The sequence below is a fragment of the Candidatus Flexifilum breve genome, assembly GCF_016713355.1.
This window is the reverse complement of record NZ_JADJPI010000037.1, coordinates 411,722-426,441: the sequence shown is the minus strand read 5'-3', so window position 1 is coordinate 426,441 and position 14,720 is coordinate 411,722. Positions and strand designations below refer to the sequence as shown.

Sequence of the window (14,720 nt, the reverse complement as noted above, 5' to 3'; positions counted from 1 at the left end):
CTTGCTCCTCATGCAGTACGAGGGCAAGTGTACGGCGGTCAGCCGTCAAATGGGCATTAGGGATACGCCAACCGCCGGAAAGATTTCGTCAAGGCCGTGTCAAGTTTTCATAAAGACGCTGCCTCGTGTGCACGCTGTGTGCTCCTTCGAACGGTAGGCCACGGAGTGGGATCAAGGTTTGGCTGAGAAACAAAATAGTCTGCGTAATTGCAGACTGTAAGAGTGTCCAAGCAGGTCGTTAAGCCGCCTTATCCATACCCACTACAATAAGTGCCTTTTCTCGGACTTATGTAGCAGGTAAGAATCGGTTTGAAACGAAACTGTTGCTTGATTTTCGTTTTAGCCGAAGTGTATGGAATAGCCCTTCGCAGATTCAGAAAACTCTATAAAACTGTGTCCGGATACCAACATCGAATTAGAGGGTGTCCGCATAGCAGCCTCGGCTACCTTGTTACGGCTGCCTTTGCAGAACAAATTTGACTCTCACTCTCTGTGGACTAGTTATAGGGAGCAGATCACTACGATCTTTATGCCAGTTCATCCAGCTTGCGCCGCAGATAGGCGTGTTCCAGATTATTCTGGCACAATTCCAGCGCCCGTTTATAGGCACCTGCGGCGGCTTCACGCTGATTTGTGCGGCGTAAGAGGTCGGCGTAGGCGACATGAAACGGAAAAATTCTTCCATTTCCAGCTTCAGGCGGTGCAGAATCTGCAGCCCTGCCTGTGGGTTTCCCGACATCGCCATCGCCACTGCCCCGTTGACTTCTACGACTGGCGAAGCGGTCATCTGGAACAGCGTCTGGTAGAGTTCTACGATTTGCGCCCAGTCAGTCTTTTGGGCGGTTTCTGCCTGTGCGTGTACGGCACTAATCGCTGCCTGTACCTGATAAGGACCGGGATTGAGCAGCCGCAGGGCGTTATCGAGGATCGCTGTCCCTTCGTTTATGCGGTCGTGATTCCACTTTGCGCGATCCTGATCTTCCAGCACGACCAGTTCACCGTTGCCGTTGACACGGGCATCTCGCCGGAGTCATGCAAGAGCATCAGTGCCAACAAGCCCCGTGCTTCCGCACTGATCGGCTTATCGGGCAGCAGTTCCACCAGAATACGGCATAAGCGAATCGCTTCGCTGCAAAGTTCGTGTCGAATCAGGGTATCGCCGCTGGTGGCGACATAGCCCTCATTGAAGATCAGATAGATCACGGTCAGCAGTGCGTCCAACCGCTGCGGGAGCAGTTCGGAGGGGGGTACACGGTAGGGGATACCTGCGTCCCGAATTTTGGTGCGTGCTCGCGCCAGACGCTGTGTCATCGTCGTCGGCGGGACGAGAAAAGCGCGGGCGATTTCGTGCGTGGATAAGCCGCCTAACGTACGCAGGGTGAGTGCGACCTGTGCATCCAGATTGAGCGAGGGATGGCAGCAGGTGAACATTAGCTTCAGGCGTTCATCCGGGATAGTCTTCATTTCTTCTTCCTCATCGTCTTCATCCCCTTGAAGGGAGTCGAGGATGACCTGCTGTTTGCGGGTGAAGTTCGAGTCGCGGCGGATGCGGTCAATCGCTTTACGTTTCGCAATCGTGGTGATCCATGCACCGGGATTACGGGGGACGCCGTCCTGCTTCCACTGTTCTAATGCCGCGATCAGCGCATCCTGCAAAGCATCTTCTGCCAGCTCGAAATCACCTAGCGTGGCGATCAGCACGGCGAGGATTTTGCCATGCTCCTGCCGGAAGGTGGTCTCGATTTGTGCCGCAATCTGTCCTGTGGTCATCCTCTATCCGTCATCAGACGGGCGGATTTGAAATCCGCCCCTACATGCACGTTTATTCAAACGTAACCACTGGGCGGATTTCAACGCTGCCCTCTCGCGCAACGGGGATTTTCGAGGCGATGTCGATGGCTTCATCAAGGTCTTTGCAGTCGATGACGTAGAAGCCAGCCAGACCTTCGCGGGTTTCGACAAACGGGCCATCGGTGGTGAGCGTTTTGCCATCGCGGACGCGGATGGTGGTGGCAGCAGAGGTGGGGTGGACGGCTTCGCCTGAAACGATGGTGGCGCGCTGGCGAGCATATTCAAAAAAGGCGTTGTAGTCCTGTATCTCCTGCATCTGTTCTTCCTTCGTCATGTTGGCGGCGGCGGCTTCGTCACGATATTTAAGCATCATGTATTTCACGGGAAGTTCTCCTGACCTGGTTTGTGTGAATGATTAGGCTGAAACGCACTTTTTCGCATTTCTATCAATACGTCGAATGAGAGTCCATCAAAATGACATCTTTGTTCTCATGTTAATCCTTCTCTCATTTTTATATTCGAACTGATGCTGCCGGAAATCTACAATATCGATAGGTTGTTGTGTTTCAGCATTCGTTGAACAAACAGATCAGCATGATGAGTGTGGGAGCAAAGAGGCGGGCATAGACACTACCGATTACTATTAGCGGCGCATAGGGCATAGCATAACACGTATGCGTATTGAAGTTTGAAACGCGTCCCAAGTTTCCGGTTAAAGTCGGGACATTATCCACATGACAACAGGACAGAGCATCCACTAACGTAGAAGAAAGGATCATTCCGCCTGCTTTAGCCAAGGAGCATGGTCATGATTAATCCACTGACGATTACGGATAGCAAAGGTCAACGGGGAGCAGTTGCTACCAGACAGATCCCACGTTTTGCCCTTCGATTGCTGCTCTGTACAGTGATTGTGCTTGTGTGTTCTCCAGTGTTCGCCCAAACTTCCCCCGGCACATTTTGTGTAAGTGATGAGATGGTGACACTGTATCGTTGTCCACATCACACCTGCCCAAACAATACTCATCTCGGTAGTCGTGTCCCTATGTATCGTCTTGGTTCAGCCGAACTGGAAAATACGATTTGGACAATTGTTCGTTATGACAACCGCTACTATTTCGCGCCAGATCTCACGTGTGTTCCAATGAAAACGCTGTGGTCAGAAGTACAACCACAGCTCGATCAGTATAGCGAGATACTGGCGATGAACCCTGATGATGTAGACGCGCTGATCGGGCACGCACAGCAGTATTCGCAGCTGGGCGAATATGAACTCGCGCTTGCGGATCTGGAGCATGCTCTTGAAATAAATCCGGAATCCGGTCTAGCGCATGGTTGGCATCAACTGATTTTGAACAATTTAGGGCGGTTGAATGAATTGTGGGCAGAAATTGTCCCACCAAACTTGCCGCCTGCCGAACTTTACGACGAAAGCAGCAGCTTGGACTGGTTCGAAGATGTCAACTCTGTGTTTTACCTCGATCACGGATGGAGTCTCGTGTACTTCCCAGTGAGCGCGTATGTATCGGTTCCCTTGGGCTGGCAAGCCGTTGATCGGATCAGCAGCGGCTATTTACTTTATCCGCCGTCAACCGATTACGAAGGCTATGAGGTACTGCTGCGCTTCAGCTCATTTGGCTACGAGGGGGATGATCGTACCAGCGCCGAAGCTGCCGCTGAATTGATCGAAGCTTATTCGGCTGAATCTAACTATGTTGTGATTGACCATGCGATCATTGATGCTCATTCTGGCTATTTGCTCGTCGATATGGTTGAAGATGATCAGCATTACTATCTGGTGGTGGGTTTCGCCGAGTCCCTGAATTTTGGCTGGTTTCACCTCGCCACCGCTTTTACGCGTGAACCTGAACGCTGGGATGATTATTTCCCGGTGATCCAAGCCATCTTCGCCCATTTGCGGACAGTCGATAGTGCGCCCGCACCTATCCGCCTGCCGGACAGCTTAATTGATCTCAGCGCGTTCGAAGTTGAATAAAGAAACAGACGGAGTTAGCTGTTAAACCCGCCTATCAAAAAGTGGCCCATCATGTCTGCAACAAAGTTGAATAATTGGGAGCATGCATCATGAAACAGCGTATCGGGTTACTCCTCCTCTTCAGCTTGCTGCTGCTCTTGCCAGCACAGACACCGCTGACAGCGCAGCAGGTTATCCTGCTCGATCCTACCGGAGTTTTTCCTATCGGCTTGACATCGCGCTACTGGATAGACGAAAACCGCTTCGACTTCGAGACGTTCACGCAAGAAAGCGATCTCCAGCCAGGGTATGGCGCTCACCGTGACCGATACGTTACTAAAAGCCGAACCAACGCGGCGTTCGGCGGCGGTGACAACGGCGGAAACAGGTCAACTTGTGGAAATCACAGTCCTTGATGGGCGTTGGGCCAATATCACGTTTGATGAGTATTCGGGGTGGGTCGTTGCCGCTGAGCTCATCAATGTTGACGCCTCGGTGGTGAACGATCCTCTGCATCACCGCCACCTCGTGGCTCGTGTATGGTATCCCTCCATCGAAGCTCCAGATGCCCCGCTTGCACCCTATATGCCTGATTTCGTCGGCCCAGCGGCAGAACGTGTGATTCCTCTGTGGGGCTTTGACACCTCTGATCGCAACGACCGACAGTTCGTCGCAATGGCTTCTCATGCACGGATTGACGTCCCCGTCAGCGATCAAGCTCGAACGCTATCCCGTTATCCTCCTCACGACGCCTTTTCCCCGGAAACGCTCACGATGCTGGCAGAAGAATTGACGAGTCAGGGCTATATCGTTGTTGGAATTTATCACACTTACCCCATCGTTTACGGCGATGGAACTTTATGGGGGGCGAGTTCCGATTCTGGCGTGGAACTGAAGAAATCATCGTTAATTATTTAGCCCAGGATATCCGCTTTGTGCTGGATCAGTTGGAGCATGAAAATGCTGCGGATGGTTTGCTGGAAGAGCAGCTTGATCTGGAACATGTGGGCATCATCGGTGGCTATTTCGACGTCCCGGGCGTTTTGCTGGCCGCAACCGAAGATCCGCGCATTGACGCGGTGATCGGTATGGGGACGAACGGTATACCCGTACCCCAATTCGAGCAGGCATACCTAGAATTTCACTGGCCCCAAGGTGCAGAGCTGCCGCTGGGACCGTACCACAGTGTTTACCCTACGTCCAATGATTTGACGTTCTTCGATTTCCCGGCCTGGGATCTTCCCGGACTGCCCTCGGGCACAGATGAAGAGGGATCAGCCCATAGCCTTATGTTGATGGCGTCCCTTCGACCACGAGATATCGAAATCGTGCGCACCTACGCACGGGCGTTCTTCGATACTTACCTGCGCAGCGAGCCTCTGGGACTGCTAGGGGAAGCGTCACTCGACTATCCTGAGCTGAATATCATTTGTTACACCCCGAACTAAACAAGCAGGATGAGGCAGTGCCTCATCCTATGCTCACGATAGTTTTTGTCATGTTCCTCTATCCTATCACTGGCGCATAATCATAGAACAAGTGTACCATCCTCAGCAGGGGTTAGTGCGTTTGCAGAGGGTGTGTATAGTGGGCGAAACGACAGAGAAGGTCTACTGCTTTATTCGGGATTATGTCGGGAAACATGGGAAAGCACCGAGCTACGCGCAGATCGCGGAAGCGTGCGGCATTCGTCCCGGTACAGTGGGGGCGCACCTCTCGTATCTTGAGGCTCGCGGGTTGATCCGGCGGGCTGACAATACGCGCCGTGGCATTACCCTGCTGAAGATCAAGTCAGATTGACGGTGGCATCTCGGCTCGGAAACGGTTTCCACATGGTCATCGGAGGAACCAACCACCAACACCGATGATCGAGACTTCTCGGGTGGTCATCGTCCGAGGTAGGTGGTTTTGAAAGAATCAGGCGGAGATTGTTCTACCCCCTCCTCTTGGTAATAAACGCGCACCATTAAGTGAGCAAAACGAACTTCGTCACCGCGTTCGACGACATATTGGAATCCGGGGCGCAGTCGAGCCAAGTTCAAGTATGTCCCATTGGTGCTGCTCAAATCGGTCAGCAGCAGCGTTCGCTCATGCCACAAGAAGCAGGCATGCCGACGTGAGACACCGTGCTGCAACGCTCCATAACGGGTCAGATCAATCGGCACATGGACTGAATGCTCTTCATCGGAACGACCGACCACCAATCGCGTCGCAAGGGGAAAAGTCACTATGGAGCGGGGTTGTACGTCAATTTCGAAGATCAGCAAGCTTTAGTGTCGATAGCGGCACTCGGTTGCGTATCGCCCTCGGTATCCGCCTCTCCCAGAATCCGTAGCTTGGGAAGCGTACCGGTTGGTTTGTCGCAGTTCAGACAAGTGAGCCGGTTCGGTTGAAGGTCAGCCCCACATAAAGGACAAGCGTTCATACGGTTTCCATCCCAGAAGTTACACTGTACCGGTTTGTGGAAAGAGGCAACCATGTCTGTTCAGTACTATATCCGAGAATTGAAATAAAATATGTAAAATCTCTAGCGATTGCGCAGCGGAATCGCCATTAGAAGTGGCCGTTTTTTTCTCTCGAATTACGTACGTAAATCCGCCTTTTCGTACGTAATTTGTGGTAGAATGGGAGGTAGCAAGTCGACGATTTGAACCGTTTTTCAGGACATGACCACCATGATTCAACCACCTCAAGAACAGCCCAATGCGCTTCAGACTGTGGATACCACCGCCGCGATGAAGTTTGCCGAGTTGGCGGAAATGACACTCTGGAGTGTCGCCAAGACCAGCGCGCGGGTCTATGGGCAGACGCTGAAGGCGTGGTGCGCGTGGTGCGACCTGAACGGCCTCGACCCGCTCGACCTGCGCCCGGCGGTGGTACTGGAATTCATCAGCGAAGGTGATACCACAGCGGCGACGCGCAAGCGGCAGCTGTCGGCACTCCGGAAGTTGGCGCAGATGGCCTATGTTCTGAATCCGACGGACGACACTCGCCGCTTTTATGAGGCGTTACGGATTCGTCCGACCACCCACGGAAGGCGTCAGCGACAAGACGCGGGCGCGCCGAGCGCTGACGCCCGCCCAAGCCGACAAGGTACTGCGAGCATGGGACGGTGATACGGCCCCGGAACGCCGCAATCGTGCCCTCATCAGCTTGCTCGCTCTGACCGGCATTCGCCGCGCCGAAGCGGCATCCCTGCGCTGGCAGGATATCGATTTTGAGAACGGCATCATCCATATCGCTCACGGCAAAGGCGACAAGCAGGGCGATGTCCCGGTCGCCAGCGATTATGCGCTGGAAGCCCTCCACGCATGGCGCGCACTGCTGCCATCTGGACGGGACTATGTCTTTTGCCCCGTCGAGCGCGGCGGCCATCTGGGCAAAGACAAACCCATCACGGGGACTGATATTTACCGCATCGTCAAGGCGACGGAAGCGCTCACAGGGATTGAATTCAAGCCGCATGACCTGCGCCGAACGCTGATTACCGAGGCACTGGCCACTGGGACGCCAATTCAAACGGTACAAGCGATTGCTGGCCACAGTCGCGGCGAGACCACGCTCCAATATGCCCAAGCGGTCGATGCGCGGAAAGCCCGCAAAGAATTGAAGCTGAGGTATGGCTGAGAAATAACTCCTGCTCGACGCCCATTTCAGTACAATCGACGCCGAACAGGTTCATCAGTATAATGACAAAACGTTCAGGAGGTATCCCATGCGTCAGGTTATCCTCATCCCCGATCCAGACGGCGGTTTTGTCGTCGAAGTCCCTAGTTTGCCCGGTTGCTATTCGCAAGGAGAGACCGAGGCAGAAGCGCTCGCCAATATTCGTGAGGCGATTGATCTCCATATCGAGAGCATGATTGCGCACGGTGAGGAAGTGCCCGAGGATTACGCGCCGATCCAGCTGGCAACGATTTAGGCTCGGCCTGTTCTCGGTTCACAATTTCACGGATGATCTAGGTAGCGGCTTTGCTTTCAGTCGAGGCAGGTACAGCATGGGTAAGCTTTCTCCCGTTTCGGCGCGCGACTGTCTCCGTGCCTTGCAGCGAATCGGCTTTAAGGTTGACCGGCAAAGCGGCAGCCACATCACACTGATTCTGCGAAGACCCGGCTGCTCGTGTCACCGTCCCCAACCACCGCGAATTGAAGATCGGCATGTTACGAAGAATTATCCGCGATGCCGATCTGACCGTCGATGAGTTTCTCGAATTACTCAATTAGACTACGCCACATGCATTGCAGACGACCTCGCCGTCGTCTGCGGTTGGCGAATAATCTCTAGTCACGCTTCTTTATTTCGGAAAGCCGTTCGATTTCGCTGCTTAGACTGGCGCGTTCTTCTTCGCTGAGGGGGAGTTCGCGCAGTTTTTTGCAGGCTTGCGCTGGCGGTTGCTGTTTCTTCCACGTCCAGTGCGATTTCCGCACGCAGCAGAAGCGCACGAGCAATGAGGATTTTTGCCTCGTCTGAATGGCGTTCTAGCGCGACATCCAGAATTTTTGCCGCGCCAGACAAATCAAGCTTGAACTCGCGGAAGCGCGTAGCCCGTGAAATCGCAAACTCCATTGGACTTTGGTCTCCCCTTTGCTCGGAGTTGACTGTGATTTCTTCGTCTTCATTCCCAAATTTGATGAATGTCACCCAATTGCCTGAAGGGTCGGTCACGGTGAAGCGCGTTTGGCCTGGTCTGATGCGCGTGATACGTGGTAAACCCTTGTTCGGAACACGTCCCAATTTCCCCTTCAAGGCGTTGGAAAAATTCTGGTGTACAACCTCGACATCTGTCACCATCACCAGACAGTTACAGGGGTTTTCTTCGGGCTTTAGCCCATTTTGCTGGATAAAATGCAGGCCGTATTCGCCACGACTCATCACTCCATAACCATAGGGGCTTTTCTGATAATAGGTTTTTTCGTAGCCGAGCGCTTCCCAGAAATCGAGCGTTTCATCCAGCGAAGCAGCGAACAATACGGGGACAGTCATCCATTCTTTTTGATTCATTTTGTTCTCCAATTGCTTCTTAGCCTTATCCTAAAGGGCTGATGTACTGTTGGAGACTTAGGCCATGACCTCGACTGTAAATCCGCCAGGAGCTTTGACATAGAACGTCCAGGCATGATGGTGTTCGGGCGCGGCAACATCGAAACCATCGGCTTTCAGGACTTCGTAGATTTGATTAACCTTTGCTTCGCTTTCCTGCCCAAAACCAATGTGAAAGGTCTCGGGATAGCTGCCCGAACCTTTCATCAGACTGAGCACAAGGCCATCGTCATCGAAAAGCACGGTAAAGCCTTTGTTGCCGCCCTGATTCGTCATGCGGAAATATTTCTCGAGAAATTCCGCTGCTGCGAGGACATCCGTCACAGTGAGATTGATGTGATTGATTTTCATACCACCTCCTTTTCCCTTATTTTAAGGGGCTGGTGGAAAGGTGAAGGCTTTTAGCTCTTGTCGGGATTCGCTGCCAGATATTCGGCGACTTCCTGCTTCATATCAGGCGCATTTTTGACCTGGGCGAGATTTCCGAGAGTGCCTTAATCACGGCGGCAGGACTGCTGACTTTCAAGGCAATCACCTGAAATGCACGCGGGATTCGTATCTGTGTATGGTCATGGAAGACGACAATCACGACTGTTCCGATAGCACTGCCATCACTGCGGCTGATTTTGCTCCACATCCAGCGCTGCCTCTCGCTCTCATTTTCGCCCCATTCCCGCGAATTCATCAAGCTGCCGGGCAAGCGTGGACTCGCCTGCAATCCCAATTCTTTGAAGCGCTCATGAACCTGCTGGAAAAGCTGCTTGCCATAAATCGCGTAGACACTATCGCCAATATGCGGATACATTTCTACCATCTTGCTCTGGCAATGCTGAAAACGGCTTTCCCAATGCTGGTTGATGTGCTCCTGAATGTAGCGCCCGATGCTATGAATATCGTCCATATGGCCTCCTGATCAACTTGGCTATTTTCATGATAGAGGCTTGGAGGATAGATGGAGGGTTTTAGCGCGATAGCTCAATCAATTTCCTGAGTTGCTGGATGATGGCTTGGGCGCGGGATTCGAGTTCGAGGAGGCTTGAGAGCCAGTGATCAGCGATGACTTCGATATATTCATTGGCGCTTTCTTCGAGCGGGAGTTCAAGCTTTTCGCCGAGCTTTTCGCTTTGGCCTGCCTCATAAGCTTGCAGCATGCGCAAAATCGCCATGAGGCTGTAGCCGGCCTGTAGCAAGCTGCGAATCACGCAGATCCGGCCCAAATTCGCGCATCCCATAGAGGCGATAACCACTCTGTACTTCACGCGGAACAGTGATCAGGCCATTGCGCTCCCAGTTGCGGAGCATATCCACGCTGACATTGAGGCGCTTTGCTGCTTCGCCAATCGTGACGGTATCCTCAAAGGCATCCAGCAAATTTCCTGCCGCCCACTGCTCCAGAAATTCAATTGCTGCTTCGGTGGATGTGCGTTCCATGCGGATAAGTGCCAGATATTGGAAGGCTAATTCAATCGCCGTGCCGAAATTCTGGTTAGCGGCATTCCGCAAAAGCTGAAATATGGCTCTTTATCGCCAAGATACGGCCAATGCAAAGTCAGGCGCACGAGCCTAGCATACTCCAGATGCAATTCGCTGTACTGGCGATAGCGATTCTCCCCGCGTGGAATGGGCGGCAAAAGCCTGCTTCTTCGTAGAGGGAACGGTATTCACATGAACGCCCAGTGCTTTGGCGATGTCGCTGGTTTTCATCTTGAGTCGACAGTAAACAGTTTTCAGTAAGGGATAGGCCAGTTCACAGAAGTAAACGGGATTTTCTTAGCCGCAATCCTGAGCTTGCGGCGTTCACGAATCATAATAAAAAGCCTCCAATAGCATACCAGGCTACACATTATTTTGCTGCTTTTTCAATTGCTTATCATAGCCACCTGGAAGACTCAGGAAAAGGTAAATGGGCACTTCCGATCATCCAAAGCGCTACAACTTCCAGCAATGAGATATAGCCCAAGAGATGAGCAAACGGAACTACAAGCGCAACAGCGGCGGCCAACACCCCCACCATTCCTCCCTAGTAAATCCAGAAACTATGTTTATTGGGAGTTTTCGTTCATGACTGAGGGGTTTTAATACGAGAATCCTGAGCGTTAACCGACCTTTTGCGCTGCTTTCTCCCGCAAGTGAGTCAAGAAAGGCTCTTTTCTCGTATTAAAAGGGATATTTTAGGACAAGTTTAGGAATGTCACCTATATAGTCATTCAGATGCGCTAATTAGGCAACACAACCGTGATGATCTACTTTGGCGACGGACGTCTCGTCAGATCAAACTGCGCGTCAGTCATTGTATAAACAGTTGAATATATCAAGCCAATCCAGGGAACCAAGGTAGGCCAAACTCTTTTTCCTTATAGTAGACCTTCTTCTGCCTGTAACTCTGTCCGCGCTTTGTATTCAACCCGCGCGGTGCTGACATCATCCACATGCGACTCTGCCCACGCGCACAACTGTTTGAGCGGCTCGACCAACGTTTCGCCCAGCGCTGTGAGTGAATACTCACACGCGGTGGCGTGACTGGGTAGACCTTACGCTTTACCAGCCCATTCTGTTCCAGACGGCGCAGGGTGAGCGTGAGCATCCGAGTCGAAACTCCCTCGAGCAGCACCTTCAACTGTGTGTGGCGCAGTGTGCGACCGTGCAGGTGATAGATGATCAGAATCGCCCACTTATCCGCCACTAGTTCCAGCACACCGCGCAGACCAAATTCGTTCGGATGCATGAGGTTCAGTTCCTTTTCATAACTTAGGCACATAAATGTATGTGCATTACATGAATGCGTATCACGCTTTCTGACACTGACATTTTACAATGGTGACATCGTTTCTTGATACCCCGGAGACAGCCTGATGTCCCAACCCAACATTCTGATCACCGGCGCGACTGGTACGATTGGGAGCGCGCTAATTGCCGAGCTTGAGCAACATGGTATCGCTGCCCGCGCGGGCGTGCGCACCATTCCGGATGTGCCACCCGACGGCATAACGCAGTACGTCCCATTCGACTTTGCACAGCCTGCCATGATGGACTCAGCATTGCGCGGGGTACGCACCCTGTTTCTTCTCACCCCGAACACGGGCGAGGCGATCGACTATGCACGCACGGCGATCGCGGCGGCGCGCATGGCGGGCGTGAGCCACATCATTCGCTTATCCGCCTATAGTGACCCGGATGAAATCTACAACCCGCACCGGATCACTGATGAATTAGTCGTTGAAAGCGGCATGGCCTACACCCTGCTTCAGCCAATCCCGTTCATGCAAAATTTCGTCAGCGCCTTCGGCGCAACCATTCGATCTCAATCGGCGTTGTACGAGCCGCTAGGTGACGCGCGCGTCAGTTACATCGACGCCCGCGATGTCGCCCGCGCCGCCGCCGCCGTCCTGAGCGATCCCGCCGCGCACGCCGGACAAGCCTATCACCTGACTGGACCCGACGCGCTGTCGGATTACGACATCGTCCGCATCCTGTCCGATGTGACCGGACGCGCAATTCAGTACGTGAATATTCCCGAGGAAGCAGCACGCGCGTCATTGGTTGGCATCGGCTTGCCCGCGTCCGTCGTCGAGACGGTGATAGGGCTGTACGGGCTGATGCGCGCGGGCAAACGTGAATCCGTCACACAGCATGTCGAGGCGATCACCGGACAACCCGCCACGCCCTTCGCCGTTTTCGCCCGTGACTACGCCGCTGCATTTACTGCCTGACGGCGAGAAAGGTTAAACACGATGTTCATGGTTGAAGCACGCACGCAAATTGCCACCCCGCCTGCTTTGCTGTGGGGCGTACTGATGGACGTGGGGCGCTACACTGAGTGGAGTACGCTGCTGCACGCCGAACAGACGACCTCCCCCAACTCGGCGCGACGATCCGGCTGCGGCTGGCAATACCGGGTGGTCCGACCTACAGCTTTGCACCAGAGGTCATCACACTGGAGGCGAATCAGCATTTCGCGTGGCGGCAAAAAACCGCGCTGGTCGGCATCTTCGACGGCGAGCATCATTTCGTGCTTACTCCGGTTGGGACAGAGGCGACTGAATTGCATAACTACGAGCGCTACAGCGGGCTGCTCTCCCCAATCATCCAACGACTGCCGATGATGCAGGGCGCTGCGGGCGGGTTCGAGGCGATGAACGACGAGATCAGGCGGCGCAGCGAAAGCTTGTACACCAAGGGAGGTGCACGATGATCACCCTCTCTCGACGCGACGACGTTGAACTGGTCGATTGGGGTTGGATACAGATGCGCAGCCCGGTGCTGTACCACATGCCGTACGGTTCGCTGGCGGTGTTCACCGACGGTCTGATGCATCCAGGGCAGGGCTTCGACATGCACCCACATCGCAATCTGGAGATCGTTTCGGTCATCCTAGAAGGCGAGGTCACACACCGCGACTCGACGGGCAACCTTACGCGTATGGCGGCGGGTAGCGTCCAACGCATCACCGCTGGTGGGCATCTACCACGCCGAACACACCACGTCGCCGGAAGCAGTACGCATGTTCCAGATTTGGTTCATCCCAATCGCGCCGAACCTGTCGCCCGACTATGCGCGCACTGACTTCATAGGTGTGCAGCCGAAAAACATCCTGTACCCAGTCGTCGTCCCGGCGATGGACACCCATCCGCCATCAGGTGCACTGGTCATGCAGGCGGATGGGTGGGTCTTCATGGCGAACATTACGCCGGGGCAGACCGTTCGCCACACACTGCACGCTGAGCGTAAGTTGTTCGTGTATGTCATCAGCGGGCAGATATCGGTCAACGGGCTGGCGCTAGCAGATCACGGCACGGACGCATCTTCCCGGAAGTATTTTCCTGTGAAGGTTAACCCAGTACCGAGCTTGCCCCGAAGAGTGGTTCTTCCGCAATTGGATGTTGCCTGCGGATCGATGTAGAAAGGGTTGTGAGGGAAAATGCGCTGAAAAGACTCACTTTCACCAGGAGGTCGTGACATGTCCTTGCAGCCTCGGTTCGTTTCGGAGGTACTAAAAGAGAACCGACGAGTAGCAAAAGCCGCCCGTTTCGCTACTCAAGGTGATAGGGCTGGAGTATGAGCTACTCGGCCTCTCACTGCGCGACAATTTGATGACGCTCTACCGCGCGCAGCTCCGCTAACGGGGCGTGCTCGTCAGCCGCGATCTCGACCGCTATCAGGATGGGGCTGCGGTGACGGTGGCCGGGCAGATTCTCGTGCATCAGGCGCCGCCGACCGCCAAAGGGCATCACTTCATCACGTTGGAAGACGAAGCTGGCTTCCTCAACATCATCGTGCGCCCCGACGAATACGCCCAGTACCGCCGCGTGCTGCGCTTGACGTTCATCCTTGGTTTATCGTTCGTACTCGGTGGGGGTGTCGTCGGGGTCTGCGAAAAAGCGAGACAATTGATCTGCGCACGCGCCCCAATTCCGGCATCTGGCGTACGCTACAAAGCGCGGTGCGGGTGACCATCGCCTTTGGTCTGGTTGGAGGCGTGATCGGCGCGCTGATCGGTTGGCTGCTGAGCACACTCCCCGAAAATGACCGTAACTTTGTGGCAGCCTTCAGCAACACGTTCATCCCCAGCTTCCTTATTCTCGGAGTCGCGATTGGTCTGGCACTCGGCTTGATAATGGACGGCACGGAGGCGGTCGTCATGACCACCTTCCAGTTGGAGCTAAAAAGCTTAGAAATTCTGGAGGTTGATGAAGGAGACGCGGAGTAATCAGCTTAGGCTGAAAGCCTGTGTAGCTGAGGAACTTACTCGAAGCCCTATAGTCAAAGAGCCTTTGCTAGAGAGGCTCTTTGCCTATTGGCCTCACTGTAGTTTACCGCTGGTAGAAGGTGCCAAGCAGAGCCGAAACAGTAAGGGATTTATCTTGGCCACGACAAAAGTCCGACGTTAGGTACTTATCGTCTTGAGTCAGCGGC

At 53.8% G+C, this 14,720-nt stretch carries 23 protein-coding genes and 2 pseudogenes; 16 read left to right on the top strand and 9 right to left on the bottom strand.

Annotation, left to right across the window (positions count from 1 at the left end; genetic code table 11):
* Positions 1 to 527: 527 nt before the first annotated feature.
* A pseudogene (locus IPK17_RS32940) lies at positions 528 to 1,770 on the bottom strand (RNA polymerase sigma factor).
* A gap of 52 nt (positions 1,771 to 1,822) precedes the next feature.
* Positions 1,823 to 2,164, bottom strand: coding sequence for a YciI family protein (locus IPK17_RS32935; RefSeq protein ID WP_343422593.1), 342 nt, complete (start codon positions 2,162 to 2,164; stop codon positions 1,823 to 1,825).
* A gap of 435 nt (positions 2,165 to 2,599) precedes the next feature.
* Between IPK17_RS32935 and IPK17_RS32930 the strand changes: the two genes are divergently transcribed.
* The 5 genes from IPK17_RS32930 to IPK17_RS32910 all read left to right on the top strand — a co-directional run bounded on the left by IPK17_RS32930 (position 2,600) and on the right by IPK17_RS32910 (position 5,566).
* Positions 2,600 to 3,787 carry a tetratricopeptide repeat protein gene (locus tag IPK17_RS32930; protein ID WP_343421962.1) on the top strand — a complete coding sequence of 396 codons (1,188 nt, stop codon included), beginning with the start codon at positions 2,600 to 2,602 and terminating at the stop codon, positions 3,785 to 3,787.
* Between the two features lie 89 nt (positions 3,788 to 3,876).
* Positions 3,877 to 4,182 (top strand): hypothetical protein, encoded by a 306-nt coding sequence (locus tag IPK17_RS32925; protein WP_343421961.1) that lies wholly within the window; start codon positions 3,877 to 3,879, stop codon positions 4,180 to 4,182.
* On the top strand, positions 4,163 to 4,684 hold the full coding sequence (locus IPK17_RS32920) for a hypothetical protein (RefSeq protein WP_343421960.1): 522 nt from the start codon (positions 4,163 to 4,165) through the stop codon (positions 4,682 to 4,684). The genes IPK17_RS32925 and IPK17_RS32920 overlap by 20 nt, the downstream gene beginning before the upstream one ends.
* A gap of 17 nt (positions 4,685 to 4,701) precedes the next feature.
* Positions 4,702 to 5,214 carry an alpha/beta hydrolase gene (locus IPK17_RS32915; RefSeq protein WP_343421959.1) on the top strand — a complete coding sequence of 171 codons (513 nt, stop codon included), beginning with the start codon at positions 4,702 to 4,704 and terminating at the stop codon, positions 5,212 to 5,214.
* A gap of 139 nt (positions 5,215 to 5,353) precedes the next feature.
* Positions 5,354 to 5,566, top strand: coding sequence for a LexA family protein (locus IPK17_RS32910; protein ID WP_343421958.1), 213 nt, complete (start codon positions 5,354 to 5,356; stop codon positions 5,564 to 5,566).
* Positions 5,567 to 5,652: 86 nt separating this feature from the next.
* On the opposite strand, the gene IPK17_RS32905 is transcribed toward IPK17_RS32910, so the two are convergent.
* Positions 5,653 to 6,033, bottom strand: coding sequence for an FHA domain-containing protein (locus IPK17_RS32905; protein ID WP_343421957.1), 381 nt, complete (start codon positions 6,031 to 6,033; stop codon positions 5,653 to 5,655).
* 408 nt (positions 6,034 to 6,441) lie between these two features.
* On the opposite strand from IPK17_RS32905, the gene IPK17_RS32900 reads away from it, so the two are divergent.
* The 5 genes and pseudogenes from IPK17_RS32900 to IPK17_RS32880 all read left to right on the top strand — a co-directional run bounded on the left by IPK17_RS32900 (position 6,442) and on the right by IPK17_RS32880 (position 7,990).
* Positions 6,442 to 6,882 (top strand): site-specific integrase, encoded by a 441-nt coding sequence (locus IPK17_RS32900; protein WP_343421956.1) that lies wholly within the window; start codon positions 6,442 to 6,444, stop codon positions 6,880 to 6,882.
* Positions 6,767 to 7,393: a tyrosine-type recombinase/integrase gene (locus IPK17_RS32895; RefSeq protein ID WP_343421955.1), complete on the top strand. Its 627-nt coding sequence runs from the start codon at positions 6,767 to 6,769 to the stop codon at positions 7,391 to 7,393. Before IPK17_RS32900 ends, IPK17_RS32895 begins: the two co-directional genes overlap by 116 nt.
* An 88-nt stretch (positions 7,394 to 7,481) precedes the next feature.
* A complete protein-coding gene (locus IPK17_RS32890) occupies positions 7,482 to 7,688 on the top strand; it encodes a type II toxin-antitoxin system HicB family antitoxin (RefSeq protein ID WP_343421954.1) in 207 nt (68 codons plus the stop codon).
* Positions 7,689 to 7,764: 76 nt separating this feature from the next.
* Positions 7,765 to 7,851: pseudogene (locus tag IPK17_RS32885) on the top strand (type II toxin-antitoxin system HicA family toxin); the annotation flags it as partial.
* Between the two features lie 73 nt (positions 7,852 to 7,924).
* The gene (locus tag IPK17_RS32880; RefSeq protein WP_350341676.1) at positions 7,925 to 7,990 is read left to right on the top strand and encodes a type II toxin-antitoxin system HicA family toxin; all 66 of its coding nucleotides are present in this window, start codon (positions 7,925 to 7,927) and stop codon (positions 7,988 to 7,990) included.
* A gap of 61 nt (positions 7,991 to 8,051) precedes the next feature.
* Here IPK17_RS32880 and IPK17_RS32875 read toward each other — a convergent pair whose 3' ends face one another.
* The 6 genes from IPK17_RS32875 to IPK17_RS32850 form a co-directional block, all read right to left on the bottom strand.
* Positions 8,052 to 8,768 (bottom strand): DUF8817 family protein, encoded by a 717-nt coding sequence (locus tag IPK17_RS32875; RefSeq protein ID WP_343421953.1) that lies wholly within the window; start codon positions 8,766 to 8,768, stop codon positions 8,052 to 8,054.
* A gap of 57 nt (positions 8,769 to 8,825) precedes the next feature.
* Complete coding sequence (locus IPK17_RS32870) at positions 8,826 to 9,158, bottom strand: VOC family protein (protein ID WP_343421952.1); 333 nt, start codon at positions 9,156 to 9,158, stop codon at positions 8,826 to 8,828.
* Positions 9,159 to 9,255: 97 nt separating this feature from the next.
* On the bottom strand, positions 9,256 to 9,708 hold the full coding sequence (locus tag IPK17_RS32865; RefSeq protein ID WP_343421951.1) for a DUF6022 family protein: 453 nt from the start codon (positions 9,706 to 9,708) through the stop codon (positions 9,256 to 9,258).
* A 61-nt stretch (positions 9,709 to 9,769) separates the two neighbouring features.
* Positions 9,770 to 9,958: a hypothetical protein gene (locus tag IPK17_RS32860; protein WP_343421950.1), complete on the bottom strand. Its 189-nt coding sequence runs from the start codon at positions 9,956 to 9,958 to the stop codon at positions 9,770 to 9,772.
* Positions 9,942 to 10,310 carry a MerR family transcriptional regulator gene (locus tag IPK17_RS32855; protein WP_343421949.1) on the bottom strand — a complete coding sequence of 123 codons (369 nt, stop codon included), beginning with the start codon at positions 10,308 to 10,310 and terminating at the stop codon, positions 9,942 to 9,944. Before IPK17_RS32855 ends, IPK17_RS32860 begins: the two co-directional genes overlap by 17 nt.
* 808 nt (positions 10,311 to 11,118) lie before the next feature.
* Positions 11,119 to 11,532, bottom strand: coding sequence for a winged helix-turn-helix transcriptional regulator (locus IPK17_RS32850; RefSeq protein WP_502749594.1), 414 nt, complete (start codon positions 11,530 to 11,532; stop codon positions 11,119 to 11,121).
* Positions 11,533 to 11,659: 127 nt separating this feature from the next.
* Between IPK17_RS32850 and IPK17_RS32845 the strand changes: the two genes are divergently transcribed.
* The 6 genes from IPK17_RS32845 (at position 11,660) to IPK17_RS32820 (ending at position 14,514) form a co-directional block, all read left to right on the top strand.
* A complete protein-coding gene (locus IPK17_RS32845; protein WP_343421948.1) occupies positions 11,660 to 12,517 on the top strand; it encodes an NmrA family NAD(P)-binding protein in 858 nt (285 codons plus the stop codon).
* 107 nt (positions 12,518 to 12,624) lie between these two features.
* Positions 12,625 to 12,999 (top strand): SRPBCC domain-containing protein, encoded by a 375-nt coding sequence (locus IPK17_RS32840; RefSeq protein ID WP_343421947.1) that lies wholly within the window; start codon positions 12,625 to 12,627, stop codon positions 12,997 to 12,999.
* Entirely contained in the window at positions 12,996 to 13,370 is a 375-nt protein-coding gene (locus IPK17_RS32835; RefSeq protein WP_343421946.1) for a pirin family protein, read from the top strand. The genes IPK17_RS32840 and IPK17_RS32835 overlap by 4 nt, the downstream gene beginning before the upstream one ends.
* Positions 13,309 to 13,707 (top strand): pirin family protein, encoded by a 399-nt coding sequence (locus IPK17_RS32830; RefSeq protein WP_343421945.1) that lies wholly within the window; start codon positions 13,309 to 13,311, stop codon positions 13,705 to 13,707. The genes IPK17_RS32835 and IPK17_RS32830 overlap by 62 nt, the downstream gene beginning before the upstream one ends.
* Positions 13,708 to 13,933: 226 nt before the next feature.
* Positions 13,934 to 14,257: a hypothetical protein gene (locus tag IPK17_RS32825; RefSeq protein ID WP_343421944.1), complete on the top strand. Its 324-nt coding sequence runs from the start codon at positions 13,934 to 13,936 to the stop codon at positions 14,255 to 14,257.
* On the top strand, positions 14,254 to 14,514 hold the full coding sequence (locus tag IPK17_RS32820; protein WP_343421943.1) for a hypothetical protein: 261 nt from the start codon (positions 14,254 to 14,256) through the stop codon (positions 14,512 to 14,514). The genes IPK17_RS32825 and IPK17_RS32820 overlap by 4 nt, the downstream gene beginning before the upstream one ends.
* Positions 14,515 to 14,720: the final 206 nt, after the last annotated feature.

Bases quoted from the DNA above. Each gene is read 5' to 3' on its own strand.
- IPK17_RS32835 (WP_343421946.1), top strand. From the start codon at position 12,996: ATGATCACCCTCTCTCGACGCGACGACGTTGAACTGGTCGATTGGGGT.
- IPK17_RS32925 (WP_343421961.1), top strand. From the start codon at position 3,877: ATGAAACAGCGTATCGGGTTACTCCTCCTCTTCAGCTTGCTGCTGCTC.
- IPK17_RS32850 (WP_502749594.1), bottom strand. From the start codon at position 11,532: ATGCATCCGAACGAATTTGGTCTGCGCGGTGTGCTGGAACTAGTGGCG.
- IPK17_RS32875 (WP_343421953.1), bottom strand. From the start codon at position 8,768: ATGAATCAAAAAGAATGGATGACTGTCCCCGTATTGTTCGCTGCTTCG.
- IPK17_RS32870 (WP_343421952.1), bottom strand. From the start codon at position 9,158: ATGAAAATCAATCACATCAATCTCACTGTGACGGATGTCCTCGCAGCA.
- IPK17_RS32935 (WP_343422593.1), bottom strand. From the start codon at position 2,164: ATGATGCTTAAATATCGTGACGAAGCCGCCGCCGCCAACATGACGAAG.
- IPK17_RS32845 (WP_343421948.1), top strand. From the start codon at position 11,660: ATGTCCCAACCCAACATTCTGATCACCGGCGCGACTGGTACGATTGGG.
- IPK17_RS32890 (WP_343421954.1), top strand. From the start codon at position 7,482: ATGCGTCAGGTTATCCTCATCCCCGATCCAGACGGCGGTTTTGTCGTC.
- IPK17_RS32930 (WP_343421962.1), top strand. From the start codon at position 2,600: ATGATTAATCCACTGACGATTACGGATAGCAAAGGTCAACGGGGAGCA.
- IPK17_RS32895 (WP_343421955.1), top strand. From the start codon at position 6,767: ATGAGGCGTTACGGATTCGTCCGACCACCCACGGAAGGCGTCAGCGAC.
- IPK17_RS32865 (WP_343421951.1), bottom strand. From the start codon at position 9,708: ATGGACGATATTCATAGCATCGGGCGCTACATTCAGGAGCACATCAAC.
- IPK17_RS32900 (WP_343421956.1), top strand. From the start codon at position 6,442: ATGATTCAACCACCTCAAGAACAGCCCAATGCGCTTCAGACTGTGGAT.
- IPK17_RS32860 (WP_343421950.1), bottom strand. From the start codon at position 9,958: ATGCTGCAAGCTTATGAGGCAGGCCAAAGCGAAAAGCTCGGCGAAAAG.
- IPK17_RS32830 (WP_343421945.1), top strand. From the start codon at position 13,309: ATGTTCCAGATTTGGTTCATCCCAATCGCGCCGAACCTGTCGCCCGAC.